20 protein-coding genes and 2 tRNA genes are annotated in these 22,972 nt (G+C 63.0%); 4 read left to right on the forward strand and 18 right to left on the reverse strand.

Annotated features, from left to right (window positions below; genetic code table 11):
* The 15 genes from N3J91_15820 to N3J91_15890 form a co-directional block, all read right to left on the reverse strand.
* Positions 1–436, reverse strand: a 436-nt coding sequence (locus tag N3J91_15820; protein ID MCX8157882.1) for a hypothetical protein, incomplete at its 3' end; no start/stop codon positions are given.
* A 79-nt stretch (positions 437–515) separates the two neighbouring features.
* Positions 516–2,333 carry a hypothetical protein gene (locus tag N3J91_15825; GenBank protein ID MCX8157883.1) on the reverse strand — a complete coding sequence of 606 codons (1,818 nt, stop codon included), beginning with the start codon at positions 2,331–2,333 and terminating at the stop codon, positions 516–518.
* A gap of 15 nt (positions 2,334–2,348) precedes the next feature.
* Complete coding sequence (locus N3J91_15830) at positions 2,349–2,849, reverse strand: methylated-DNA--[protein]-cysteine S-methyltransferase (protein ID MCX8157884.1); 501 nt, start codon at positions 2,847–2,849, stop codon at positions 2,349–2,351.
* Between the two features lie 42 nt (positions 2,850–2,891).
* The gene (locus tag N3J91_15835) at positions 2,892–3,428 is read right to left on the reverse strand and encodes a hypothetical protein (GenBank protein MCX8157885.1); all 537 of its coding nucleotides are present in this window, start codon (positions 3,426–3,428) and stop codon (positions 2,892–2,894) included.
* Between the two features lie 3 nt (positions 3,429–3,431).
* Positions 3,432–4,112 (reverse strand): hypothetical protein, encoded by a 681-nt coding sequence (locus tag N3J91_15840; protein ID MCX8157886.1) that lies wholly within the window; start codon positions 4,110–4,112, stop codon positions 3,432–3,434.
* Between the two features lie 138 nt (positions 4,113–4,250).
* Positions 4,251–4,883: a cytochrome c gene (locus N3J91_15845; protein MCX8157887.1), complete on the reverse strand. Its 633-nt coding sequence runs from the start codon at positions 4,881–4,883 to the stop codon at positions 4,251–4,253.
* Positions 4,880–5,647: a cbb3-type cytochrome c oxidase subunit II gene (locus tag N3J91_15850; protein ID MCX8157888.1), complete on the reverse strand. Its 768-nt coding sequence runs from the start codon at positions 5,645–5,647 to the stop codon at positions 4,880–4,882. Before N3J91_15850 ends, N3J91_15845 begins: the two co-directional genes overlap by 4 nt.
* Positions 5,644–7,089 carry a cbb3-type cytochrome c oxidase subunit I gene (locus tag N3J91_15855; GenBank protein MCX8157889.1) on the reverse strand — a complete coding sequence of 482 codons (1,446 nt, stop codon included), beginning with the start codon at positions 7,087–7,089 and terminating at the stop codon, positions 5,644–5,646. Before N3J91_15855 ends, N3J91_15850 begins: the two co-directional genes overlap by 4 nt.
* Before the next feature lie 21 nt (positions 7,090–7,110).
* Positions 7,111–7,479, reverse strand: a complete 369-nt coding sequence (locus N3J91_15860) for a hypothetical protein (GenBank protein ID MCX8157890.1) — start codon at positions 7,477–7,479, stop codon at positions 7,111–7,113.
* Positions 7,480–7,493: 14 nt separating this feature from the next.
* Positions 7,494–8,732, reverse strand: a complete 1,239-nt coding sequence (locus N3J91_15865; protein ID MCX8157891.1) for a hypothetical protein — start codon at positions 8,730–8,732, stop codon at positions 7,494–7,496.
* A 20-nt stretch (positions 8,733–8,752) separates the two neighbouring features.
* Positions 8,753–9,367: a cytochrome c gene (locus tag N3J91_15870; protein MCX8157892.1), complete on the reverse strand. Its 615-nt coding sequence runs from the start codon at positions 9,365–9,367 to the stop codon at positions 8,753–8,755.
* A 2-nt stretch (positions 9,368–9,369) separates the two neighbouring features.
* Positions 9,370–9,909, reverse strand: coding sequence for a DUF3341 domain-containing protein (locus N3J91_15875; protein ID MCX8157893.1), 540 nt, complete (start codon positions 9,907–9,909; stop codon positions 9,370–9,372).
* Positions 9,906–11,354: a polysulfide reductase NrfD gene (gene nrfD / locus N3J91_15880; GenBank protein ID MCX8157894.1), complete on the reverse strand. Its 1,449-nt coding sequence runs from the start codon at positions 11,352–11,354 to the stop codon at positions 9,906–9,908. Before nrfD ends, N3J91_15875 begins: the two co-directional genes overlap by 4 nt.
* The gene (locus N3J91_15885) at positions 11,354–14,671 is read right to left on the reverse strand and encodes a TAT-variant-translocated molybdopterin oxidoreductase (protein ID MCX8157895.1); all 3,318 of its coding nucleotides are present in this window, start codon (positions 14,669–14,671) and stop codon (positions 11,354–11,356) included. The genes nrfD and N3J91_15885 overlap by 1 nt, the downstream gene beginning before the upstream one ends.
* A complete protein-coding gene (locus N3J91_15890) occupies positions 14,668–15,318 on the reverse strand; it encodes a cytochrome c family protein (GenBank protein ID MCX8157896.1) in 651 nt (216 codons plus the stop codon). The genes N3J91_15885 and N3J91_15890 overlap by 4 nt, the downstream gene beginning before the upstream one ends.
* Positions 15,319–15,707: 389 nt before the next feature.
* Between N3J91_15890 and hisD the strand changes: the two genes are divergently transcribed.
* From hisD to N3J91_15905, 3 genes are all read left to right on the forward strand, one after another.
* On the forward strand, positions 15,708–17,003 hold the full coding sequence (gene hisD / locus N3J91_15895; protein MCX8157897.1) for a histidinol dehydrogenase: 1,296 nt from the start codon (positions 15,708–15,710) through the stop codon (positions 17,001–17,003).
* 5 nt (positions 17,004–17,008) lie between these two features.
* A complete protein-coding gene (gene hisC / locus N3J91_15900) occupies positions 17,009–18,121 on the forward strand; it encodes a histidinol-phosphate transaminase (protein ID MCX8157898.1) in 1,113 nt (370 codons plus the stop codon).
* A 75-nt stretch (positions 18,122–18,196) separates the two neighbouring features.
* Positions 18,197–19,723: a B12-binding domain-containing radical SAM protein gene (locus tag N3J91_15905; protein ID MCX8157899.1), complete on the forward strand. Its 1,527-nt coding sequence runs from the start codon at positions 18,197–18,199 to the stop codon at positions 19,721–19,723.
* A 12-nt stretch (positions 19,724–19,735) separates the two neighbouring features.
* On the opposite strand, the gene N3J91_15910 is transcribed toward N3J91_15905, so the two are convergent.
* Positions 19,736–19,822: transfer RNA gene (locus tag N3J91_15910), tRNA-Leu, on the reverse strand.
* 104 nt (positions 19,823–19,926) lie between these two features.
* The gene (locus N3J91_15915; protein ID MCX8157900.1) at positions 19,927–21,846 is read right to left on the reverse strand and encodes a prolyl oligopeptidase family serine peptidase; all 1,920 of its coding nucleotides are present in this window, start codon (positions 21,844–21,846) and stop codon (positions 19,927–19,929) included.
* A gap of 117 nt (positions 21,847–21,963) precedes the next feature.
* On the opposite strand from N3J91_15915, the gene ubiA reads away from it, so the two are divergent.
* On the forward strand, positions 21,964–22,875 hold the full coding sequence (gene ubiA / locus N3J91_15920) for a putative 4-hydroxybenzoate polyprenyltransferase (GenBank protein MCX8157901.1): 912 nt from the start codon (positions 21,964–21,966) through the stop codon (positions 22,873–22,875).
* A 3-nt stretch (positions 22,876–22,878) separates the two neighbouring features.
* Here the strand turns inward: ubiA and N3J91_15925 are convergent.
* A tRNA-Gln gene (locus N3J91_15925) sits at positions 22,879–22,952 on the reverse strand.
* Between the last annotated feature and the right edge of the window lie 20 nt (positions 22,953–22,972).

Here is a 22,972-nt window from a genome sequence, read left to right on the forward strand (position 1 = left end):
CATCCCCGCCACAACAATCTTCCGCGCGGGCAGGCGGTTTGTAATGGTAGCTGGAATTGGGAACCGGCGCGGCGGCCACTTGTGCGCCCGCCTCCTGCGGCGCGGCATTCGTCTGCACCCGGCCGTACTGTTGCATTGCCAGCTTATAACCGTTTTCCACCGGCTCGAAGCGGTTGCCCGTGCATCCCAAATAGGTGCGCGGCTGAAATTGAGGCCGAACAAACTGCGGCGTGACAAACTGGGGCTTGATGAACTCCGCCCGGTAAGGGTCCGGCTTGACAAAGTCTTTTTTCTCGCGCGTGCGCCGCTCAAACTCGGGTTGGATGAAGCGGGGACTGACAAATTGCGGGTACATGTAGCAGGAGCTGGCCTGGGCACCCACCGAACGCTGCCCCTGGGCCGCCACCCATCCCGCGGCACCCAGCCACGCACCCATGAGGATTATTGAAATGGCTACCCGCTTCACAAGCTCAGATATAAGTCCAAAACAACCCGGCTGGCAAATAAAAAATGACTTAAGCCGGTGTCGCGGCGGGTGAGACGGATGCGGTTTCAAAAAAACCATGCACCGGCCGCACCAGTTCAAAGTTGCACAGGCGCAGCTCGGGTTTGCCCAAGGTATCCCGCACCAGCCGATTCTCCGGATCAAAGGAAATCAGCAGATGTTCCGGCTCCAGATTCAAGTCCTCGTAGCCACACCGTTCAAACCGCCGCCGGGCGCGCTCCATGAATTCCTCCAGCTCCTCATCGGTGATCAGGCCCTGGCGATGCGCCTCGCGCACATTGACGCCGCGAAAATAACTGCCATCGCTGATGGCCAGCAGCACATCCGGCCCGTTCCAAAAGCCCCAGATCGAAATGTAGTCATGCCCCGGCTGCAGCAACGGCTCCCCGTCCGGCATCAAAACTTCTGCAAATCTCTGGTAACGGCTGGCATCGGTAATTTTCCGCAGGTGATCATTCCGGCTCCCCGTCATATAAATCGCTCGCGGATAAACCGTCCGCGCCCCCGCGCCGCTCATGCCCAGTGCACAGGCAAACTCCTCAAAGGGGCTGTTGAAGCCGTACTCCAGAATGCGCCGGGAGCGCAGGCTGTCGTCCGGCACGTGGGGCGTGGAGCCCATGCGGGAGACTTTCCACACCAGATTAATGTTGTCCTTCGTGCGCGTAAGGTAGGTTTCGGTGCGCTCGGACAATCGTTTTTTGGGCGTGCGCCGCCAGCGCTCAGGCAGAAAATAGTTGAATAAATCGGGGTCCTTCCCCACCACCCAGAGGCGCCCGCCGGTGCTTTCGGCCTGACCGTAAATGTAATCCACCCCCAGGATGTTGACGGTTTTGAGGTGGGCCGGCAGGGGTTTGCTCGTATTCACCTCAAACCGCCGGGCCATGTGCTCCAAATAATACTGGCGGTTGAAGCTGGCCACCGCCTGCTCATGCTCCGGCGTGCGCTCCAACAGCTCATAGTCCACCACCGCATAAACCACCTGCCGGTTGCGGTCCCGCAACAGCGTGAAATCCGGCTGGGGCCGCACGATGATATGCTGGGGCTTCATGTCCACCATCCGGTAGCCCTTGTGCTCCAGTTCGTGATTCACCAGGCTGGTAACCGAAGCCAGAAATTCCTCCCGCGCCTCACCAGTCAGTTGAAACAAGGTGGCCGTTTCCACCAAATCCAGACCTTTGATCCATCCATACAACAGCACATATTGCCGCAAGATGTCTATTTCCACCCCCGGCGACTGGGCAATTTTGGCGGCAATACGGTCCTGCGAGCGCCCGGTCTGCCAGAGCTGCAGCCGCTCGCTGGGCACATAGATGGCCAGCGGCTTTTGCGTGCGAATTCGAATGCGGGGCGGGCCGTATTCCCCCCGCCGCATCTCCATGACCAGCGCAAATTCCTCGAAAGGACTGTTGAACTCCGCGTTGATAAACTTGTTGACGGTGAGGGTGTCCAGCGGCACCACCTCGCCCACACGGGACCATTTGACCACCAAATGCAGCGAAACCCCCTCCACCGGTTTGGTAGGCACCCGGTACACCGTGCTGGTGCCGATCAGCCGCTCGCGCTTGGCCTCAAACCATTCCTTCCCAAACCAGTTCTCCGGCAGCAAATGCTCCCAATACGGCAGCCCGTAGCGGGTCAGATATAATTCGCCGCCATCGGAAGTTTTCAAATGGGTATAGTCCACCCCCAGCAGGGATACGGCCGTGGCCTGCCGCGGCAAACGCGCCAGTTGTCGCGCCGAGAATGGCTGCCGCACAATCTGCTCCCCGGCCTCAGGAACCAGCCGGTCTTCCTGCCGGGGGGAAGCTTTGGCCATCGGCCGATTCATATTTTTGTTTCCACCTTACCACAAAAGCCGCCGGAAGTGGTGAATTTTATGTCCCTCCACCGCCAGCAGCCGCTGCTTCCATTCCCGGCCGCCGGCAAACCCTCCCAGCCGCCCGCCTGCCGCCACCACCCGATGGCACGGCACCAGCAACGGAATCGGATTGGCTCCACAGGCCGCGCCCACCGCCCGCGCCGCCGCAGGATGGCCAATCTGGCGGGCGATCTCTCCATAGGTGCATACACGCCCCACAGGAATCATGGCCAGAGCCTCCCATACCGCCCGTTGAAAGGCTGTGGCTTCAGACCAATCCAGGGGCGGCTTCCGCGTTACGGGTGAACCTTCCAGAACGCAACCGACAGCATCGCTGGTTGCTTCATGCCAGGAAACCACCCCTGCCGGCACCAGCGCGTCACTGGGCAGCGGCCCGGCGGAAACAGCCCCAGGAAAATCAATGCTGCGCAACCCTGCCTCACCGTAGCTGGCCAGAAACTCACCCCAACGAGAAGGAATGGGCAAAACCCAAAGGTCTATGCGCGGCAAAGCCACAAATCAGCGGAGCTATTGATTATTCCGCACCAGGGTGAGCAAAATCCACAACACCACCAAAAACGCCCCCACCAACACCAAGAAACGGTTGCGCGCCACCCGCTTTTCAAAACGCAACGCCACCGGCTCCCGCAGTCCTCCATAGGCCAGGTACTTCACCAAAAGTGGGTTGGAGGGCGGCTGCGGTTGCCACCACGCCGTCAAACGCCGCCAAGCACCGGCCAGATCAAACTTGCGCACCCCCAGCTCATTGTACAACTCCGGGTGCGCCGCCGGCTCCGGCACTACTGCCGCCGGTTTGGGGGCCGGCCGCGGCATGGGCGGTGTCACAGCCGGCCGGGAAGGAACCTCCCGCGGGCGGACGGGCCCACCCCCGGGGGCCGCAGGCGGGGCCGTGCGCGGAGACGCCGCCGTCCCCACCGGAGAGGAGGGACGGGCCGGCAACTGCGCACTCAGCCGCCGGATGCGCGCCTCCAGCTCTGCAATCTGCGTGTTGAGATCGCGCTCCCGCGTTTGCAAAGGGTCTGCTTTGCGTTTGAGCCAGCCCATGCCTTATTTACCGCGTATTAGCAAAACCATCACCAGCGTCAACAAGGCCAGCACCACCGGCCATGTCAGCCCCAACCCCACCCGGCTCAGGGTCCAAAAATCCATGCCGGCCAGCGCCGGCGGGGCCGCCGGCGAAGCGGGCGGATTCCCCTCCCCGGCCGCCTCCGGAGCCGGCGTGTTGAGCAGCGGAAATTTCAACCGCGCACTGTTCCATTCCATGCGCGCATTCTCCAGCGTGGTAAGGGCGCGCGTGATTTCCGTTTGAAAGTTCTCTGCCGTCCACGACTCCTCTTGAATGGACTGGACCTTGTTCAATGCCTCCCGCAAGCCCGCCACGGCTTTGGCCATTTGTTCCGCCTCCTGCCGGGCGGAGAATTCGGCTTCCTCCAGCAAACCAATGCCGCGCGTCAGATGCCTCACCATCTCCTCGCGGCCGGTTTTCCATTCCGCCTGGCGCCGGCGCGTCTCCTCCAGGGCCGCCCGCTCGCGTTCGAGCTGCTCCTGCGCCTGGCGCAGCCGGGCCAGCTCGGCCTGCACATCCGCCACCTGGGACTCCACCTCCTCCCGCGTAGGCGCCCGCGCCACCCCAGAAGCGGGGGGCGCTGCCTGCTGGGCGGCCGGGGGGCGGCGTCCGTCTTGATAGTCCAAATCCACAAATTCGGATGGATCCAATTTGGAAGCCATGGCGTTGAGCTTAGTGAAGGCCCGTATCAGTGTAAAGCAATCCTTGACCCCGGCACAAACCCGGACAACACAACATCCTGCCCTCTTCCGGCTGCGCGCCCGGTGCGCCGCAACAGCACTGCCCGGCCGCGGGTGCGCTTAATCCGCGCCCAGCGCGATCTTCAGCAGCTCCTCCTGTGTCCAGTTGGTGTCGCGCCCCGCGGTGGCCTTGCGAATGGGCGCCACCTGCTCCGGCCGGACCGGCGAGGCCTGGTTGCCCCAGGCCTTGTTCATGCGGATGTAGGTCAACACCGCCGCAATTTGTTCATCGTTCAAGGTATCCTTCCACGGCAGCATGACGTTGTTAAAGGTGTAGGCTTTGCCGCTGACTGTGATGGGGCCGGCCATACCGTGGAGAACGATCCGAATGATCCGGTTGGGGTGCTCGGCCAATACCCAATCCGATCCTGCCAGGGGCGGCGCTTGAATCGGGCTGCCCAAACCATCTGCCTGATGGCACGAGGCACAATAGGTAAGGTAAATGCCGCGGCCTTTCTCAAACAACGGGTCCGTGGCCGGTTTGGGATTGGCCTCCTCCACCTTGGCCAGCGAGGGATAAGGCGCATAAACGCGGGCGTTGAAACCACCCGCCTGCTTGTCCAGGCTCATCGTGGCCACATAGAACAAAACTCCCAACACTCCCACCAGCCACATGGGGGTGGGCGCCCTGCCCGCCTGCGGCTCGGCATCCTCCGGCAAGGACCGAAGTTCTATGGGGGAAGGCGCGCTCATGGTGCAGTGCTTTCAGAAACGGCGGGAGCTGCGTTGGTGTTCACCGCCTTGTTCACCTGGTTGGTCCTGGCGGCGGCCGCGGCGGCTTCTGCTGCTCCCGGCAGCGGCGCCTCAAAAACCGGCGCATCCGCCCGCAGGCTCATCAAGTACACCACCAACGCGCGAGCCCGCGGCCCGGGCACGATCTGCTCCGGCCAGTGCTCGGGGCTGCGCTGCTCGAACTGCAGCGCCAGCGGATCCCTTTCCTGGCCCGGGCGCAGCGGACGACGCTCAAACAAAAACGCATAAGAGGGCATCAGCGAGGCGGGGGCAAACTGCCGTGGATTGTACAAGTGCAGGTAAAGGCGTTGCTCCAGTTCCTCCACATGATTGGAAACCGTGAGAAACTTCCACGGCACTGCAAAACGTTTGGGCTCACGCAGTCCCAGGTTGGCCAGATCCGGCCCCACGCGCGCCGCCCCCACGAGCACCGGATGATCCGCCAGAAAATCCTGCGCTACCGTCCGCCGCACCCCCCAGCCACGTTCCACGTCATTTTCAGGGCGCACCTGTTGAGTGTGACATTCCGCGCAGCCCAGCGAGCGATACACCTGCAACCCCTGCTGCGCCAGACCCGGCCGCGCGGTGGGGTAATCCGGCTGCGGCGCAGGCTGCGGCACCGGCTCCAAACGGCCCAACTGCAGTTGCGGCGCCATCACCAGTCCCGCCCAGGACAAAGCCAGGGTGACAAAGGCGCTCAGGAATATCAACGCCCCGTGATTCATGCCGCCACCTCCTTCGCCACGGGGGCCGTCACCGGGCAACAGCTTCCGCGCAAGGCGCAAAGCATCGCCCGGCTGCCTTGATACACCACGGCAATTCCCAGGGCGCTGCCGCCGAGAACCACCGCCAACAACCCCACCCCGGCCAGTTTAAGCCCCGGCAGCGCGGCCGTCAGTGAAGTCATAAAAGGTGTGCGCCAATCCGCCAGGGCGGCGGCCTGTGCATTGCCCGCCCACAACCAGCCCACGGCCCACAGCACCGCCCCCCCTGCCAGTGCCAGCGCCATCCCGCGGCTCGTGGCACAGGTGCATCCCTCGCGTCCACAGGCCAGCCGGGGCACCACATACATCATGCCTCCCGCCAGCGCGGGCAGCGCAAATCCCAGCAGCCACAAAGAAGGACGCGCAGCCGTGAGATACGTCAAGTTCACCACCTCCTGCAACGCCGGCCGCGAGACTACCGCCTGCCAGATCACCACCACCATCCACATCCATAGTCCAAACAGGCTCAGCCCCAATCCCGGCTGGCGCCATACCCCGCGGTAATTGCCGCCCAAGGTATGATACACGTTCAGGGCCAGTGCGATGACCGCCACCAGCATGAGCACATCGGCCACCGCGCTCACTGCCGGCAACCAGCGCGGCACCGGCAAAGCATAATGAAAACCGCTGGCGGTCCCGAATACCGCCACCACCCAGAACACCATCTTGCTCAGCGGCGCGCTGTGCAGCGCCCGCCCCGCATAACGCGGGAGAAAATAGAAGGCCGCACTTAGCCCGGCCGCCGTCAGCCACAGGGTCAGCAGATTATTCGCCAGCCAGGTGCTCACCACCACCTGCATCACCCCGCGCGGCGGCACGCATTGCAGCAACACGATGCCCACGCTCATCAGCCAGAAAAACCAGAACAGCCCCGCCATCATCCACCATTGCGAGGGATAAACCGACTCCCGCCGGCGATGCTGCAAGGTCAACCACGCGCTGACCCCCAACCCCGCCAGGCCAGCCCACATCAAGCCGCTCCCGTAAAGCGGCGCCCCCCACAGCGGATAGCCTGTGGCGTCCCCCGCCAGAATGCCCACCCCGCCCAGCAACACGCCCACATTCCACAAGACCCCGCCCAGAAAGGTCAGCCAGCGCTGCTGCAAACCCACCCCGCCCAACCGGGCCAGCATCCACAAGCCCAAGCCCACAGCCGCCTGCGAGGCAAAACCATAAAACAACACATGCTGCGCCGCCGGCCACAAACGGCCATAGGAAGACCACGCCGCCTGCCCCAGCGTCTCCGGCGCCAGCAACTTCCACCAGGCCCACCCCGCCAGCACCAGCCCCACCACCAGCCAGCCTGCCGCCTTCACCATCAGCCACAACACCGGCCAGCGCGATGCGGCATCCACTTCCGCCGGACTCAGCGGCGGGCGGGACTTTGCAACCACCTCACTCATGCCAGACGTTTGCACCAAGGTTTATTCGTAAGGGTTGGCCGGCGCCGGGGGCTTGGCCGAAGCCTTTTCCAGTCGCTGCAGCAGCAGTGTGCGTCCCTGGGCCGGATCCGCCCATTCGCGCGCCACCAATTCCATCGCGCGCGTCACCGGCAGCCGCACCAGGCCTTTTGTCTGATCCACCCAGCCATAATTCTCCAACGCCTCCTGGTTGGCCGCCTTCAACTCGGCCAGCGCCTTGGCCCGTTCCTCCGCCCGGCGCGCGTTCAAATCCGGCGGGCGGGTGTAATGAACCATCAGCCCCACCAGCAGCAGGATGGTGGCGAGGGCCGTCACCACGGCGGCGGCGTTGGCCCACCGCCGGCGATTAAGCTGGGACACTGCTTCGCTCATGCTCATGCCTCACTTTATTTGGCCCGCCCCGGCACCGCCGACGCCGGCGGCACATAAACGCCCATGGTTTCCGCAATGCGCGGATCGCGCTGCGGATAGGGCGGATGCGCCTGGAAATACCGCAGGAATACCATGCCCAACACGCCGCCAATGAAGGCCAGCGCCGCCACATCCAGCCAGTGCACCCGCAGGCCGTCAGGATGCAAGACCGGCTTGATGTTGAAGGTCATGTCCGCGTAATGCATCAACCAGGCCCACACGCACATGGGCACCATCACCTGCAGCGACAGCTTGGCATCAATCCGCAACAGGGCCAGGAAGGGCAGGAAAAAGTGACCGAACATGATAATCAGCCCCAAATCCCACCACGTGCCCTGCTCCCGCTGCACATACCAGAACGTTTCCTCCGGGATGGCCGCATTCCAGATCAGAAAGTACTGAGAAAAGGCGACGTACGCATAAAACACCGTGAAGGCGAAGAACAGCACGCCCGTGTCGTGAAAGGTTTTGGTTTGCACCACCGCCTGCAGCGGCCCGGCCTCCCTGAGTTTCAAGGCCAGCAGATACGTCGTGGCCAGCGTCACCCACACGCTCCCCGCAAAGTAGTACACCCCGTACATGGTGGAAAACCATTGATGCTGCAGCGATTTCATCCAGAAAATCGCCCCCAGCGTCAGGCTCACGGCAAACAGGAAGATGCCCGCCGCCGACCACCGCCGCATGGCAAAGGTCTCCGCCGCGGCGCCGGTGACATCCTGCCGCAGCGAAAAGCGCCGCAGTTGCCACGCCAGCAGCGACCACAACAAAAACAACCCCGCCGACACCGCCAGCCAGACCGGTTTGTTGAACAGGACATGCTTCACGTGCAAAGCGTGATCCTGATGCGGGTCCAGCGCCATCCACCGATAGATGTAATCCTCCGGACGGGCGAGCAGGGCGTTCAAGGCAATCGGCACAAACAACACCCCCAGCACCGGCAACAACCAGGCCATGTGCTCCCACACCCGCCGCAGCGGCACCATCCATTGCGAGTCAAACAGGTGATGCATCATCACCAGAAACAGCGCCCCCAGACTCAAACTGAGGAAAAACATGAAGGCGGTCAGGTACGAGTACCCAAACTGTTTCGGCCACCAAATGGCCCCCGCCAGACAGAGCAAGCCGCCGGCCACCGCCAGCACCAGCGGCGCCCGGGCCAACCGGCCCAGCTCCAGTTTCGCGGCCGGCATGGGAGCATGTGAACTTGTGCTCATGGTCATGATTCCAGCAACTATTACTTCAATCTCGCCCGCATCTCCTGCGGCACATCCTCCACCGTCCCCAGGCGGGCCAGTTGCAACGCCCGCAGGTAGGCAATGATGGCCCACCGATCCTCAATCGCGATTTGCGCGGCGTAACCGCTCATCAGGTTTTTGCCATGACTGATGGTGTTAAACAGCTCGCCATCGGCCAGCTCCACGATGCGCTTGTCATGCAGATTGGCCACCACCCCCATGGCCCCGATTTTCTTGGTAATGCCGTTGCCGTCCGCCTGCGCCCCATGGCAGGGCGCGCAATGAATCAAATACCGCTCCTGCCCCCGCGCCAGCATCGCGTGGGTCACCGGCGCCGGCAGGGATGCCACGAAATTCGTGGTGCCCGGCAGCCGGCCCGTGTTCCAGGGCGTGTCCTCATACGGTTCGCCGCGCGCAATGGTGCCCGCCGGCCGTGGACGGCTCCCGCGTTGATCCGCAAAAAACTCGCTTTGAAACTGCGGCCGCTGTTTGGGCTGGCGGACCATGTCCGCAAAAATTTCGATGGGCGGCCGCCGCGACGGGCTGCCGCGGAATCCCGCAATGGCCACCACGGCCACCAACACCGCCACAAAGGTTAGCAGGATGTATCGCATGGTTATTCCTCCACCCACTCGATGTGACGGCTGCCCAGCCGCTCCAGCATCTGGCGCGTCTCGGTGTCCGAATACTTCGGGTCATCCGTCTCAATGACCACGTAAAACTTGTCGTGCGTGGCCTGTTTGAACCGCCGGTTCTTCAGCAGGGGATGATGCAGGCGCGGCAGGCGGTTCAGAAACAACATCCCAAACAACGAGCCAAACGCCCCCAATAAAATGGTCAATTCGTAGCTCGGCGGAAACGACGACAGCGGACTGTAGAATGGCTTGCCGCCCACCAGGATGGGATAGTCCACCGCATTCATCCACCAAATCATGAGCTGCCCCAGAGCAAAGCCCGTGGCCCCGCCGATAAAGGTGAACCAGCCCACCGGCGAGTTCTTTAATCCCATCGCCCGATCCATCCCATGCACGGGGAACGGCGTGAACACATCCCACCGCCGAAAACCGGCGTCACGAATCGCCTCCGCGGCATGCAGTAATGCCGCCGGCGTGTCGAACTCCGCCAGTATGCCGTACACCTGTCGCGGCGCGCTCATGCGTGGTGCCCTCCTTCCTTCGCCCCGCCCAGCGGATGGTGCGGGTCGGCCTGCGGCGTAATGCCTTTGACCTCACTGATGGCAATCATCGGCAGGAATCGCATAAACAACAGGAACAACGTCAGGAACAGTCCAAACGTCCCCACAAAGGTCAAGATGTCCACCTTCGTGGGGATGAAATAACCCCAGTTGGACGGCATGAATTCACGGGCCAGCGTGGTGGCGATGATCACAAACCGCTCAAACCACATGCCAATGTTCACCACAATTGAAATGATGAACACCGCCCACATGTTCTGCCGGATGTGCTTGAACCAGAACAACTGCGGCGAAATCACGTTGCAGGTGATCATGATCCAGTAGGCCCACCAATACGGCCCAAACGCGCGAAACTTGAAGGCGTCCAGCTCGTAGGGATTCCCGCCATACCAGGCGATGAAGAACTCCATGCCGTAGGCGTAGCCCACAATCGAACCGGTGGCCAGCACCACCTTGCACATCAAGTCCACATGGCGCTTGGTGATGATGTCCTCCAAATGACACACCGACCGCAGCGGCACCAGCAGCGTCAACACCATGCCAAACCCGCTGAAAATTGCGCCGGCCACAAAGTAGGGAGGAAAGATGGTGGTATGCCAGCCCGGCAACTGCGACACCGCAAAGTCAAACGACACGATCGAGTGCACCGAGAGCACCAGCGGCGTGGACAGGCCGGCCAGCAGCAGATAGGCCTTCTCATAGTGGCTCCAATGCCGGTTGGATCCCCGCCAGCCCAGGGCAAACAAACCATACAGAATCTGCCGCAGTTTCGTCTTCGCCCGATCCCGCATCACCGCCAGATCCGGAATCAACCCCATGTACCAGAACAACACCGACACGGTGAAGTAGGTGGACACCGCAAACACGTCCCACTCCAGCGGCGAGCGAAATTGCGGCCAGATGTTGTTGGAGGTTGGGATCGGCAGCAGCCACCACGCCAGCCACGGCCGGCCGGTGTGCACCAGCGGAAAGATGCCGGCGCACATCACCGCAAAGATGGTCATGGCCTCCGCGGCGCGATTGATGCTCGTGCGCCAGCGCTGCCGCAGCAAAAACAGAATGGCCGAAATCAGCGTGCCCGCGTGGCCGATGCCGATCCAGAACACAAAGTTGGTGATGTCCCAGGCCCAGGCCACCGGATGATTCAAGCCCCAGACGCCGATGCCCGTGCTGATCAGATAGGCCAGCATCACAAAGCACAACACCATCACCGACGCGCTGATGCCAAAGGCCACCCACCACCAGCGCGGAGTTTTGCCCTCCGCCACACCGGCAATGTGATCGGTGATCCAGCCCAGCGAGCGGTTGTTTAACACCAGCGGCTCGCGCTCCAGTTCCGGCGGCGGGGCTTCCACCCGCACGTTGGCCGCGGCCGTCAAGGCGGTGGGAGAGGTTGCGTGCGCCATTAGTGGCCTCCTTTCCCGGTGGGCGCGCCGTGCGTCTCGAACGGCGAGCCATGCCGTTGCATGTACTCCTGCAAGGCCGCCGGATGCGGCTGCTCAGGGTTGAAATCAGGCATACGTTCGTTGGGATTGCGCACCCGCGCCAGATACGTCGTGCGCGGGCGGGTATCCAGATATCCTAACATGCTGTAGTTGTGCTCCAATCGGCGCCATTGCGACACCGTGCTCTCCGGATCAGACACATCGCCAAACACAATCGCCTCCGCCGGGCACGCCTGCTGGCAGGCCGTCTTGGGAATCGTCCCCTCGCTCTCCCGCAGTCGCACCTCGCCCGAGGCGCGGGCTTTGACCTTCTTGGCGATCTTCGCCTGCTCGATGCGCTGGATGCAGTAGGTGCATTTTTCCATCACGCCGCGCATACGCACGGTCACATCGGGGTTGCGCACCAGCTTCAACAAATCCCATTCGTCCGCCGGCACCGTGCCGCGGTCCGGGTCCTTGAACCACCGTGCCAGCTCCCACTGGCCATCAGGATTCCGGCTGAAGGGGCTGCGATACAAATCATCCTTGGGCCGGCGATTGTAATCAAAGAAGTTGAACCGCCGCACCTTGTAAGGGCAGTTGTTGCTGCAATACCGCGTGCCCACGCAGCGGTTGTAGGTCATCAGATTCAACCCCTCGTCATTGTGCACCGTGGCGTTCACCGGGCACACATTCTCGCACGGCGCATTTTCGCAGTGCAGGCACATCACCGGTTGATAGGCAATCTGCGGATTCTCCACGCTGCCCGCATAATACCGGTCCAACCGCAGCCAGCTCATCTCCCGGCCCCGGGTCACCTGCTCCTTGCCCACGATGGGAATGTTGTTCTCACTCTGGCAGGCCACCATGCAGGCCGTGCAACCCACACACGCCGTCAAATCCACCACCATCCCCCACTGATGCATCCCCGTCAGCGCCGGCCGCGGGTAAATGGGCCGTGGATTGCCCTGCGCATCCTTGGGAATGTGTCCTGTGTGGGAGGGCGCATCCAAATCCATGTGCTTCGCGAATTGCGGATGCTTGTCGAACTGCGCCTTGTTGATCTCGCGCACCAGCGGACGTCCCTCCATCGCCCCGTGCTCCTGCGTGCTGGCCAGTTGCCGCGTCACCCCGGGCAACGGCCGCAACTGCGCCCCGCCCGCAAAATGCGCCTCGTCCAGCTTGACCCGGTAGGCATTGAAGCCCGCCGCCGTGCCGTCAGCCAGCCGCCCGATGCGCCCGGTCTTTTCCCGGCCGTAACCCAGCGGGAGGCCCACCACAAAATCGGCCATGCCGGGCTGAATCCAGACGGCGCCGCTGACTTTGGCGCCATTCAAAGTGATCTCCGCCACCGGGTTGAAGAAAAGTCCCTTCTCCGCCTTGGGGCCCCGCGCTTTTTCATCAAAGCCCTCCAAGCCCAGCGCCTTCGCCGTCGCCGGGCTGAGCAGGATGGCATTGTCCCACGTCAGCTTGGTGATGGGATCCGGCGTCTCCTGCAGCCATCCGTTGTTGTTGAAGCGGCCGTCATCCACGCTGTAGCTCCGCTGAAACACCAGCTCGAGGCTTTGCGCCGAGGGCGCAGCCGCCGGGCGGGCGGCCGCCAGCGCTTTCTGCACCGCGCCCGTCTGGAGCTGCCCGCTTACAGGCGCGGGGGCCGATCCCGCCTGAAAACCATCATGTAAAAACTTCTTCCATGCCTCCTCCTGGCGGCCGTGCAGGCCAAAGAACGTCTCCCGCACGATGTCATAGGGCCGCGTGACCTCCATCCCCCCCAGCCGCGCCAGCACTTCCAGCTCGGTGATGCCGCCAAACAAGGGCTCAATCAGGGGCTGCACCGGCACCAGCGTGCCGTCGGCCGTCCGCGCGTCGCCCCAGCTCTCCAGGTAATGCAATTGCGGCAGATGCCAGTCGCAGCTCACGCTGGTTTCATCCTCGTAATAGCCCAGACGCACCACCCGCCGCGCCTGCCGCTGCACCGTTGCCCAGTTCAGGGAGGCGGGCGCCGTGTAGGCCGGGTTGCCGCCGCATATCACCAGCGTATCCACCTGCCCGGCCTTCAGGGCCGCGGCCAGCTCCGCCAGCGTGCCTTCCACCGGCTCCTTCGCCGGCAGCAACACCAGGGTTTGATTCAGGTTGTCCAGCGCCGCGTTGATCAGATGCGCCATCAGGTGCACCACCAACGGCTGGCGGTAGCCCGCCATGACCAGCCCGTTTTTACCCTGGCTCACCAGGTCCCTGGCGCACTCCTCAATCCAGCGGCTGTGCGCGCCCGCCGGCTGGGCCAGCGGCTTCAACAGGGCTGCCAGCTCGCCATACCGGCCGGTCTGCTGCAATACTGCCAGCGCCAGCCCCGCAGCCAGGGCCTGCACCTGCGAGCCTGGCAGGCGCAACCGATGATCCGCATTGGCCCCGGTCAGGGAAAACAACGGCTCGACGACATAAAGCCGGTTCATCACATCCCCCGGTTTGCGCACGCGCCGCCCCCGTGCAAACCGCCGCACATGCAGATAGGTATCCTCTTCGGCGCCGAGAAAGTCGGCGTCCAGGGACACAATCACCCGCGCCGCGTCCAGCTTAAAGTAGGGCCTCAACGGCTGCCCATAGGCCGTCGAAGCCGCCTGCCGGTGGATATCAAAATCCACCGCCTCGTGCACAAACCAACGGGCCTTGGGCAACCGTTGGCGCAAAGCCTCCTGGAGACGCTGCCTGGACGGCGAGCTGCTGCGCTCCAGCAAAAAGCTCCATCCCTCCCCCTGCCTGGCCGCCGCCTCCCGGCCCAGCGTGTCCAGCATGTCCAGCGCCTGCTCCCGCGAGCGCAACTGCCCCCGCTCCAGGAAACGCATGGCGCGATCCGGATCATAAAGGTTCAATAACGAAGCCTGGGCAAACTGATCTGTGGCCCCGTTGCTGTCCGGATGCAGGGCGTTGCCCTCAATCTTCGTTGGCCGCCCGTCGTGGCTCTTCACCACCAGCGGGATGGCGCTGCCCCGCGTCGGATACGCGGTGGCGTAGTACACCGGCACCCCATGCACATAATGCTCCGGCTGCTTGCCAAACGGCATGATCTTTTCCTCCGGCCGCCGGCAGCCCGTCATGCCCAGCCCCGCCAGAAGGAACGAGGCGGACATGATCTTCACAAAGTGCCGGCGTGTCAGCGGATCCGTCAGCTCGCTGGCGCCGGCGGGAAATTCACGTTCAACCCACTCACGAAATTCGGGACGCTCGGCCAGCTCATCCAGGCTGCGCCAGTACTTCGGGCCGGTCTCAGGTTCGGGACAGGGGGGAGGTATCGTCTTCATCGGTGGCAGGCGGAGCAATGTTGGGAAGGATTGACTTTCCAGTCACGCACCGCTTTCTGCGCCCAGTCTTTGGGCAGGTGCTGATGCGGATCCCACGCCAGATCGGTCACCTTGTCGAGCGGCCGCAGATTCGGCTCCGGCGCCCGGTGACACTCCAGACAGAAGGCCATGCTCAGGGGCTGGGCATGCCGCACCTCTTCCATTTGATGAATGTTGCCATGACAACTCAGACAGCTAATCCCGCGATTCACATGCACCGCGTGGTTGAAATACACATAATCCGGCAGTTTGTGCACCTGCACCCACGGAATGGGCCGGCCCGTCTGCGCGCTCTCCCGCACCAGCGCCAACCGCGGATCATCCTTTAACACCTGATTGTGGCAGTTCATGCAGGTGGCGGCGGAGGGAATGTTGGAGTACCAGGACTGCTCCACGCCGCTATGGCAATACCGGCAATCCATGCCCAACTGCCCCACGTGCGTGGCATGCGAAAACGCCACCGGCTGGATGGGCGTGTAACCCACCCGCGTGTACTTGGGCGTGAAATAATACCACAAACCCGCCACCGCGCCCCCCCCAAACAACAAAAGACTCATGAGGGCGTAAATCGGCAGCCGGTTGGTCCATTTAGGAAAAACATCCGACATGGTTGCCTGTTCGCCTTTCTACACGTTTGCCAACATTAGCAAATTCAATGTGCTCAATGAATAGGCCTTCAATTAGCCCAGAATTATTGTCCCGCAAGCAACGCCGACGTAATTTGTTAACTTTTTATTTTTACTAATACAATCTATTAATAAATGTTACGCATACTCAATTCTCCACCACCGCCCTGCCCTGTGCCTGACTCTGCCTCAAGGGATTAAGCCCTATTCTGCCATGCCCAGCCCCGCAACTCAAGCCACACCCGCCCGGGCCGCCTGCCGCCAAAACCCAAGCCCATCACCCATGCCTTGAGGCTGAATCCCCCCATCCGCCACGGCCCCCCTGCGCCCGCTTGTGTTTTGCCCGGCTTTCCCTTAGCGTTTCTCCCGCTATGAACGTGTTACGCTACACGGATGCCGATTACGCGCAGCGCAAAGCCCAACTGACGGCCGCCGCGCCCTTGTTTGAGCCCCAAATTGAGGAGCGCGTCCGGGCCATCATCCAGGCCGTGGCCGAAGGCCGCGACGCCGCCGTGGCCGAATTCACCGCGCGGTTTGACGGTGTCCAGCTCGCGCCGCCGCAATGGGCGGTGACGCAGGCCGAATTGATGACCGCCGCCCTGACCGCCGACGATGCCCTGCGCCAAGCGGTGGCCGCCACCGACCGCAACGTGGCCGCCTTCGCCCGCCGCTCCCGCCGCAAAAACTGGTCGGCCCGCAACGCCCAGGGCGGCCAGGTGGGCGAGAAGTTTGATCCCTTTCAACGAGTGGGCATCTACATCCCCGGCGGCACGGCCCCGCTCGTGTCCACCGCCTTGATGACCATCACCCTGGCCCGGGTGGCCGGCTGCCCGCAGATTGTCGTCTGCACCCCGCCCGGCCGCGATGGCAGCGTCAACCCGGCCCTGCTTTACGCCGCCAGTGCAGCGGGCGCCACCGAGATTTACAAAATCGGCGGTGCCCAGGCCATCGCCGCCATGGCTCTGGGCACGGAAACCCTCCAGCGGGTACAGAAGATTTTTGGCCCTGGCAACGCCTACGTGGTGGCCGCCAAACGCCTGCTAGTGGGGCACGTGGCCATTGACCTCCTGCCCGGCCCGAGCGAAGTGCTGGTGCTGGCCGACGATTCCGCCAACCCCCGTTTTGTGGCGGCCGATCTGCTCGCCCAAGCCGAGCACGGCTCCGGTCATGAACGCGTCTGGCTCATCACCACCTCCGGCAAGATGCTCAAGGCGGTGGAAAAGGAAATGCAACGCCAGCTCCCCCAGCTCGAACGCCGGGCCATGATTGAAACCGCGCTCAACAACAACGGCTGGCTCATTCAAGTACGTGACCTGGCCGAAGGCATTGCACTCATCAACGCCCTGGCCCCGGAGCATCTGGAGCTGCACGTGCGCCAGCCGGCGCGCGTCGTCGAAAAAGTGCACACCGCCGGAGCCATCTTCATCGGCCCCTGGTCCCCCACCGTGTTGGGAGATTACGTGGCCGGCCCCAGTCACACCCTGCCCACCGGCGGCGCAGGCGCCTCCTTCCCCGGCTTGACGGTGGACATGTTCCAGCGCCGCACCAGTGTGGTGACTTATGATCGGGCCGCCCTCAAACGCTCCCTGCCCATCGTCCAAACCTTCGCCCAACTGGAGGGCCTTGACGCCCACGGCCAGTCGGCCGCCATTCGTTTTCAGAGATAAGACCCATGCAATCCTCCTCCTCCTTGATTCGCCCCCTGGTGCGGCGGCTCCAGGCCTACGTGCCGGGCGAGCAGCCCAAGATTCGCGGCCTGATCAAGCTCAATACCAACGAAAACCCCTATCCGCCCTCGCCGCACGTCCGCCAAGCCATTCGCCGGGCCGTGGATGCACGCCTCCGGCTCTATCCCAATCCCACCGCCCAACCGCTCCGGGAGGCCCTGGCCCGACTGCACGGTTGCTCGCCCGATAACATCGTCATCGGCAACGGCTCCGATGAATTGCTGGCGCTGGCCACCCGCGCCTTTGTAGAACCGGCGGCGGCGGTGCCCCAAGGCTCCGGCCGGGCCATCGTCCAGTTCTTCAATCCCAGCTATTCCTTGTATCCCGTCCTGGCCGAGATTCACGGTGCCCTCAGCCGGCCCGTGCCCCTGCGCCCGGATTTTGGTCTGCCGTCCCCGGCCGAACTGAAACGCGGCCAACAGTGGCGTTTCGATGCCGCCCTCACCTACATCACCACCCCCAACGCCCCCACCGGCCGCGGTTATGCCACGGCTGAGTTGGAGGCGCTTTGCCGGGCACAGCGGGGCGTGGTGATTCTGGACGAGGCCTACGTGGACTTTGCGGCGGATCATGCGCTGGCCCTGGCCCTGCGTCATCCCAACGTCATTGTCTCGCGCACCTTTTCCAAGGCCTATTCGCTCTGCTTTCAACGCATCGGTTATTTTGTCGGCCCGCCGGAATTGATGGCCGCCCTCGATAAAATTCGTGACAGCTACAACGTAAACGGCCTGGGCCAAGTGGCCGCGCTCGCCACCCTCGAAGACCTCGAGTATTACCGCCGCAATTTTCAAAAAGTCATCGCCACCCGCCAATGGCTGGCCGCGGCGCTGCAACAACTGGGCTTTACCGTGCTGCCCAGCCAGACCAATTTCCTTTTCACCCGCCCCCCGCGCTTTCCCGCCCGCGACTGGCTCGACAAACTGCGCGCCCAAAAAATCCTGGTGCGCTGGTGGCATTATCCCGAAGTGCGCGATTACCTGCGCATCACCATCGGCACCCGCAAGGAAGCCCAGGCCCTGGTGCAGGCCGCACGGCGCATCCTTGCCTCCCGCGCCTGACCATCTGCCCCCTCCCCTGTCGGACACCCAGACAAACCTTGTCCTGACCCCGCGCCGGGCCTATTTTGATTTTGCATGGCGGACATTGTCCTTGCCACCCTGAATGCCAAGTACATTCACGCGGCGTTTGGTTTGCGCTATTTGCTGGCCAACCTCGGCGAACTGCGCCCGCGGGCCGAATTGTTTGAGGCCGACATCAACCAGCGCCCCCTCGACATTGCGGAGGCCCTGCTCGCCCGCTCCCCCCGCATCATCGGCCTGGGGGTGTACATCTGGAATGCCACGGAAACCACCGAATTGGTGGCCATCCTCAAACGGCTGCGGCCCGACGTGAAAATCATTCTCGGCGGGCCGGAGGTCAGTTACGAAACCGGCGCCCAGGCCGTGGCGCAGATGGCTGATCACGTCATCACCGGCGAGGCGGATTTGATGTTTGCCGAGGTCTGCGCCCAACTGCTGCAAGGCACCACGCCCCCGAAGCTCATCCCGGCCCCGCTCCCGGATTTGAAGCAGCTCGCCCTGCCCTACAACGAGTACACCGCTCAGGACCTTGCCCACCGGATTGTTTACGTCGAGGCTTCCCGCGGCTGCCCCTTCTCCTGTGAATTCTGCCTCTCGTCGCTCGATGTCCCCGTGCGCGCCTTTCCCCTGCCAGCCTTTTTGGAGGCCATGCAACGCCTCCTGGACCGCGGCCTGCAGCACTTCAAATTCGTGGACCGCACCTTCAACCTCGACCTCCGCGTCAGCCGCACCATCCTCGAGTTCTTCCTGGCGCGGATGCGTCCCGGCCTGTTTCTGCATTTTGAAATGATCCCCGACCGCCTGCCGCAAGAGCTGCGCGAAATCCTTGTCCGTTTCCCCCCCGGCTCCCTGCAATTTGAAGTGGGCGTGCAAACCTTTGACGAAGCCACCGCGGCGCGCATCCAGCGCCGGCAAAACCTGCAGCGTTTGGAGGACAATTTCCGCTTCCTGCGCCAGCACACCGGCGTGCACATTCACGCCGACTTGATCGCCGGCCTACCCGGGGAGGATCTGGCCAGTTTTGCCGCCGGCTTTGACCGCCTGCTCGCCCTGGAGCCGCATGAAATCCAGGTGGGCATCCTCAAGCGCCTCCGCGGCACGCCCATTGTCCGCCATGATCAGGAATGGGGCATGATCTACAACCCCCTGCCGCCTTATGATCTCCTGGAAAACCGCCTCATCCCCTTTGCCGAAATGCAGCGCCTTCGCCGCTTTGCACGCTACTGGGACTTGGTGGGCAACAGCGGCAATTTCGTTGAATCGCGCGCCCTGCTCTGGCGCGGGCAGCCTTCCGCCTTCAGGGCCTTCATGGAGTTCAGCGACTGGCTCTTCGCGCGCGTGGGCCGCACCGATGCCATCGCCCTGCCGCGTTTACTGGAGTTGTTGTTTGAGTTCTTGCGGGGCGTGCGCGGATGGTCCGCCCAGGAAATTGCGCCCGTATTGCTGCGCGACTATCAACGAGGTGGGCGGCACGACTGCCCCCCCTGCCTGCAACCTTTTCTGCCGCCGGAAGTCCTGCCCGCTCCGGCGCGCCGCCAGGCCCGCTTGCTGCGCCGCCAGGCGCGCCATCGTCATGGCTGATACAAAAGCAATTGGTGCCGACGGAGGGAATCGAACCCCCATGCCCTTGCGGGCACCAGATTTTGAGTCTAGCGCGTCTGCCTATTCCGCCACGTCGGCACCCGGGGTTTATATAATCCACCCCCCGCTGCCTGCGCAAGCGCAACTTTGCTGAAACTGGAAAAGGCGCAACGAAACTGATGTGATCAACTGCCTTGCCGTCCCTATTTCAATAAAAACTCGCGCAAAAACAGGATCGTCACGTAAAACTGGTAGTCGGCATTTTTCTTCTTGGCAAAACCATGGCCCTCGTCCTTGGCCAGTAAATACCACACCGTGCCGCCGGCCTGCCGGATTGCCGCCACCATCTGCTCCGATTCACTGGCCGGCACCCGCGGATCATTCAACCCCTGCACCACCAGCAACGGTTTGCGGATCCGGGCGGCGTGATTAGCTGGGCTGATCTTCTCCAGGAAGGCGGCCATCGCCGGATCCCGCTCGTCCCCATATTCCACCCGCCGCAAGTCGCGCCGGTAATCCTGGGTGTTTTTGAGGAAGGTCAGAAAGTTGGAGATGCCCACGATGTCCACCCCGCAGCGCAGGCGATCGCTATAATGCACCATCGAAGCCAGCACCATGTAACCGCCGTAGCTGCCCCCCATCACCGCCAGCCGCCCGCTATCCACCCGCGCGTCCTGCCGGAGCCAGTCCAGCAGGGCGCCAATGTCCCGCACGCTGTCCTCGCGCTTGTAGCCATTGTCCAGCGTCAAAAAGGTTTTGCCATAACCCGACGAGCCGCGGACGTTTGGATACACCAGCGTCACCCCAAGCTCATCGAGGTAATAATTGTTGCGCCCTTGAAACACCGGCCGGCTTTGCGCCTCCGGCCCCCCGTGAATGATAATCAACGCCGGGCGCGGCCCGGGAAATTTCTGGGCGTCCGGGCGGTACACGAACGCGCTGAGGGGGAGGCCGTCAAAGCTCTTGAAGCGCACCAGCTCCGGCTCTCGAAACTGGCTGGCATCCAGGCCGCCCGTTTCACTTTCCGTCCAGCGAATCAACCGGCCGCTGCGCAGCTCCAGGGACCAGGCATCCGCCGGCGAGCGTGCCGAGGACAGAGTGAACCCGATTTCACGCCCGCTTTCATGCCAGTGCAACCCGCTCACCACCCCCAACGGCAGGCGGGGCGCCCGCCGCTCGCGCCCGCTGCGCGCGTCCATCAGGTGCAGCACGCTCGCGCCGTCCTCATTGCTGACATAGGCCAGCGTCCGCCCGTCGGGCGACAAATCAAACGCCGTCACATCCCACGCCAGTTGGGGCGTGAGCACCTGCACCGCCCGGCTGCGCAAATCCATCCGCACCAGCCGCATGAACTCGCTGTCCTTGTCCGTGGTGGTGTAAATGGCCGTGTCCCCCGGTGCAAACTCACCGCCATTCCAAGCTATTTTTTCCCCGGTTTTGGGTGTCAACAACTCGCAGCGCCCGCTGCTCAGCTCCAGCAGATGCAAATAGGATTCATTGATGGAAATGTATTCCTCCAGCAGCAGCTTTTGCTCGTCGTGCGACCAATCGGCAATCTGCCATCCCCCGCCCTGCACTTCCAGCGCCATCCGCGCCGTCTCCGGGCGCGCCGGATCCATGACCCAGATGTCGGTGTCCCGGCCGTTGCGCCGGGTCGAGGTGAAGGCTAGCTGCCGCCCGCTGCGGGCCCAGACCGCGCCCAGGTTGCGCGACTTCCCGTCCGTCAACAGAATCGCCCGGCCGCGGCCCGGATCAAAACGATACAACTGGTAAAACTCCCCCCCGCCGGCGTCCTGTGCATACACCAAATATTCCCCTCGCGCCGGTTGCACCGATCCCCCCGCCACCGGCTCCGGCAGAAAGGTAAGCTGCCGCCGCGCACCGCCGGGATGGCTCACCCAGTGCAACTGGGCCGCGTCGGCAAAACGGGTGGTGATCAGCATCTCCCGCCGCAACGGATGCCAGGATTGAAAACTCGCCGTGCGAAACTCCAGATACCGCCCCACGTCCGCCCGTAATTCCTGCGGCACCGGCGGCACGCCTTCCGCCACCATGTTTTCCGGCGTTTGTGCCGTGGCCGCCAGCGCCGAGGCCGCCCAGACCCACCATTTCCATGCTTTCATGCCGCTAATCTAGTCGAGCCAGGCGGCCCCGCCAAGCCGGGCTTTGCCGCCGCCCGCGCCGCCGGTGGAAAAATCCGCGTGAAATCCCCCTCCGCTGCCATTATCTTGGCTGCGTTCATGACGGTCCTGCACCAAATCAAAAAATGGGGAGAATTTGTCAAATTCTCCCATACCGTGTTTGCGCTGCCGTTTGCGCTGGCCGCGATGGCGATCGCCGCCCGCGAGAACCGCGGCTGGCCGGGTTGGGAAAAATTCCTCTTGATCCTGGCCGCCATGGTCTGCGCCCGCACCTGCGCCATGAGCTTCAACCGCATTGTGGACCGCCGTTTTGACGCGCTCAACCCGCGCACCGCCGGCCGCCATCTGCCCACCGGCGCCATCTCCCTGACCGCCGCCTGGGCGCTCTGCGCCGGCAGCGCCCTCGGCCTGGTGGCCGCGGCCTATCTGCTGAATCCGCTCTGTTTTTATCTTTCGCCCGTCGCGCTTTTCTTCATCTGCTTCTACTCGCTGACCAAGCGCTTCACGCACTTCACCCACGTTTTTCTGGGGGTGGCTCTGGCTCTTGCGCCCGTGGGCGCCTGGCTGGCCGTCAAAGGCTCCGACGTCACCCCCCTGGAGGTTTTACAAATGAAACTCCTGGCCCTGGCCGTGGTCTTGTGGCTGGTGGGCTTTGACATCATTTACGCCCTGCAAGACTACGAGTTCGATCGCACCCACGGCCTGCACTCGCTGGTGGTGGCCTGGGGGCCCAAAAACGCCCTGGCGGCCGCCTTTCTCTCCCATCTGGCCATGGTGGCGGTGTTGGTGATCTTTGGGTTGTTATGCCGCTTCCGGCTGGCCTACCTGGTGGGCATGGGCATCATTGCCGTCTGCCTTTTCATGGAGCATCTGCTCGCCCGCAAGCGCTCGCTCAACTGGATTCAACTGGCCTTCTTCCGCCTCAACGCCCTGATCAGCGTGGTCTTCCTGGTGGTCGTCCTCGCCGAGGTGATCTTCAAGGGGGGGTTCCGTTTTTCAGGATTCAAATAATATTGGCTGTCCGGCTTGGATTCGAACCAAGACAAAGAGCTCCAAAGACTCTTGTGCTACCGTTACACCACCGGACAGCCCACGCCCCATAACCTAA

The organism is Verrucomicrobiia bacterium (genome assembly GCA_026414565.1).
In the GTDB taxonomy this organism is placed as follows: Bacteria; Verrucomicrobiota; Verrucomicrobiia; order Limisphaerales; family Fontisphaeraceae; genus Fontisphaera.

Coding starts and splice junctions, on each gene's coding strand:
- N3J91_15825 (MCX8157883.1), bottom strand. CDS start 2,333: ATGAATCGGCCGATGGCCAAAGCTTCCCCCCGGCAGGAAGACCGGCTG.
- N3J91_15835 (MCX8157885.1), bottom strand. CDS start 3,428: ATGGGCTGGCTCAAACGCAAAGCAGACCCTTTGCAAACGCGGGAGCGC.
- N3J91_15840 (MCX8157886.1), bottom strand. CDS start 4,112: ATGGCTTCCAAATTGGATCCATCCGAATTTGTGGATTTGGACTATCAA.
- N3J91_15845 (MCX8157887.1), bottom strand. CDS start 4,883: ATGAGCGCGCCTTCCCCCATAGAACTTCGGTCCTTGCCGGAGGATGCC.
- N3J91_15850 (MCX8157888.1), bottom strand. CDS start 5,647: ATGAATCACGGGGCGTTGATATTCCTGAGCGCCTTTGTCACCCTGGCT.
- N3J91_15855 (MCX8157889.1), bottom strand. CDS start 7,089: ATGAGTGAGGTGGTTGCAAAGTCCCGCCCGCCGCTGAGTCCGGCGGAA.
- N3J91_15860 (MCX8157890.1), bottom strand. CDS start 7,479: ATGAGCGAAGCAGTGTCCCAGCTTAATCGCCGGCGGTGGGCCAACGCC.
- N3J91_15865 (MCX8157891.1), bottom strand. CDS start 8,732: ATGAGCACAAGTTCACATGCTCCCATGCCGGCCGCGAAACTGGAGCTG.
- N3J91_15870 (MCX8157892.1), bottom strand. CDS start 9,367: ATGCGATACATCCTGCTAACCTTTGTGGCGGTGTTGGTGGCCGTGGTG.
- N3J91_15875 (MCX8157893.1), bottom strand. CDS start 9,909: ATGAGCGCGCCGCGACAGGTGTACGGCATACTGGCGGAGTTCGACACG.
- nrfD (MCX8157894.1), bottom strand. CDS start 11,354: ATGGCGCACGCAACCTCTCCCACCGCCTTGACGGCCGCGGCCAACGTG.
- N3J91_15885 (MCX8157895.1), bottom strand. CDS start 14,671: ATGAAGACGATACCTCCCCCCTGTCCCGAACCTGAGACCGGCCCGAAG.
- N3J91_15890 (MCX8157896.1), bottom strand. CDS start 15,318: ATGTCGGATGTTTTTCCTAAATGGACCAACCGGCTGCCGATTTACGCC.
- hisD (MCX8157897.1), top strand. CDS start 15,708: ATGAACGTGTTACGCTACACGGATGCCGATTACGCGCAGCGCAAAGCC.
- hisC (MCX8157898.1), top strand. CDS start 17,009: ATGCAATCCTCCTCCTCCTTGATTCGCCCCCTGGTGCGGCGGCTCCAG.
- N3J91_15905 (MCX8157899.1), top strand. CDS start 18,197: ATGGCGGACATTGTCCTTGCCACCCTGAATGCCAAGTACATTCACGCG.
- N3J91_15915 (MCX8157900.1), bottom strand. CDS start 21,846: ATGAAAGCATGGAAATGGTGGGTCTGGGCGGCCTCGGCGCTGGCGGCC.
- ubiA (MCX8157901.1), top strand. CDS start 21,964: ATGACGGTCCTGCACCAAATCAAAAAATGGGGAGAATTTGTCAAATTC.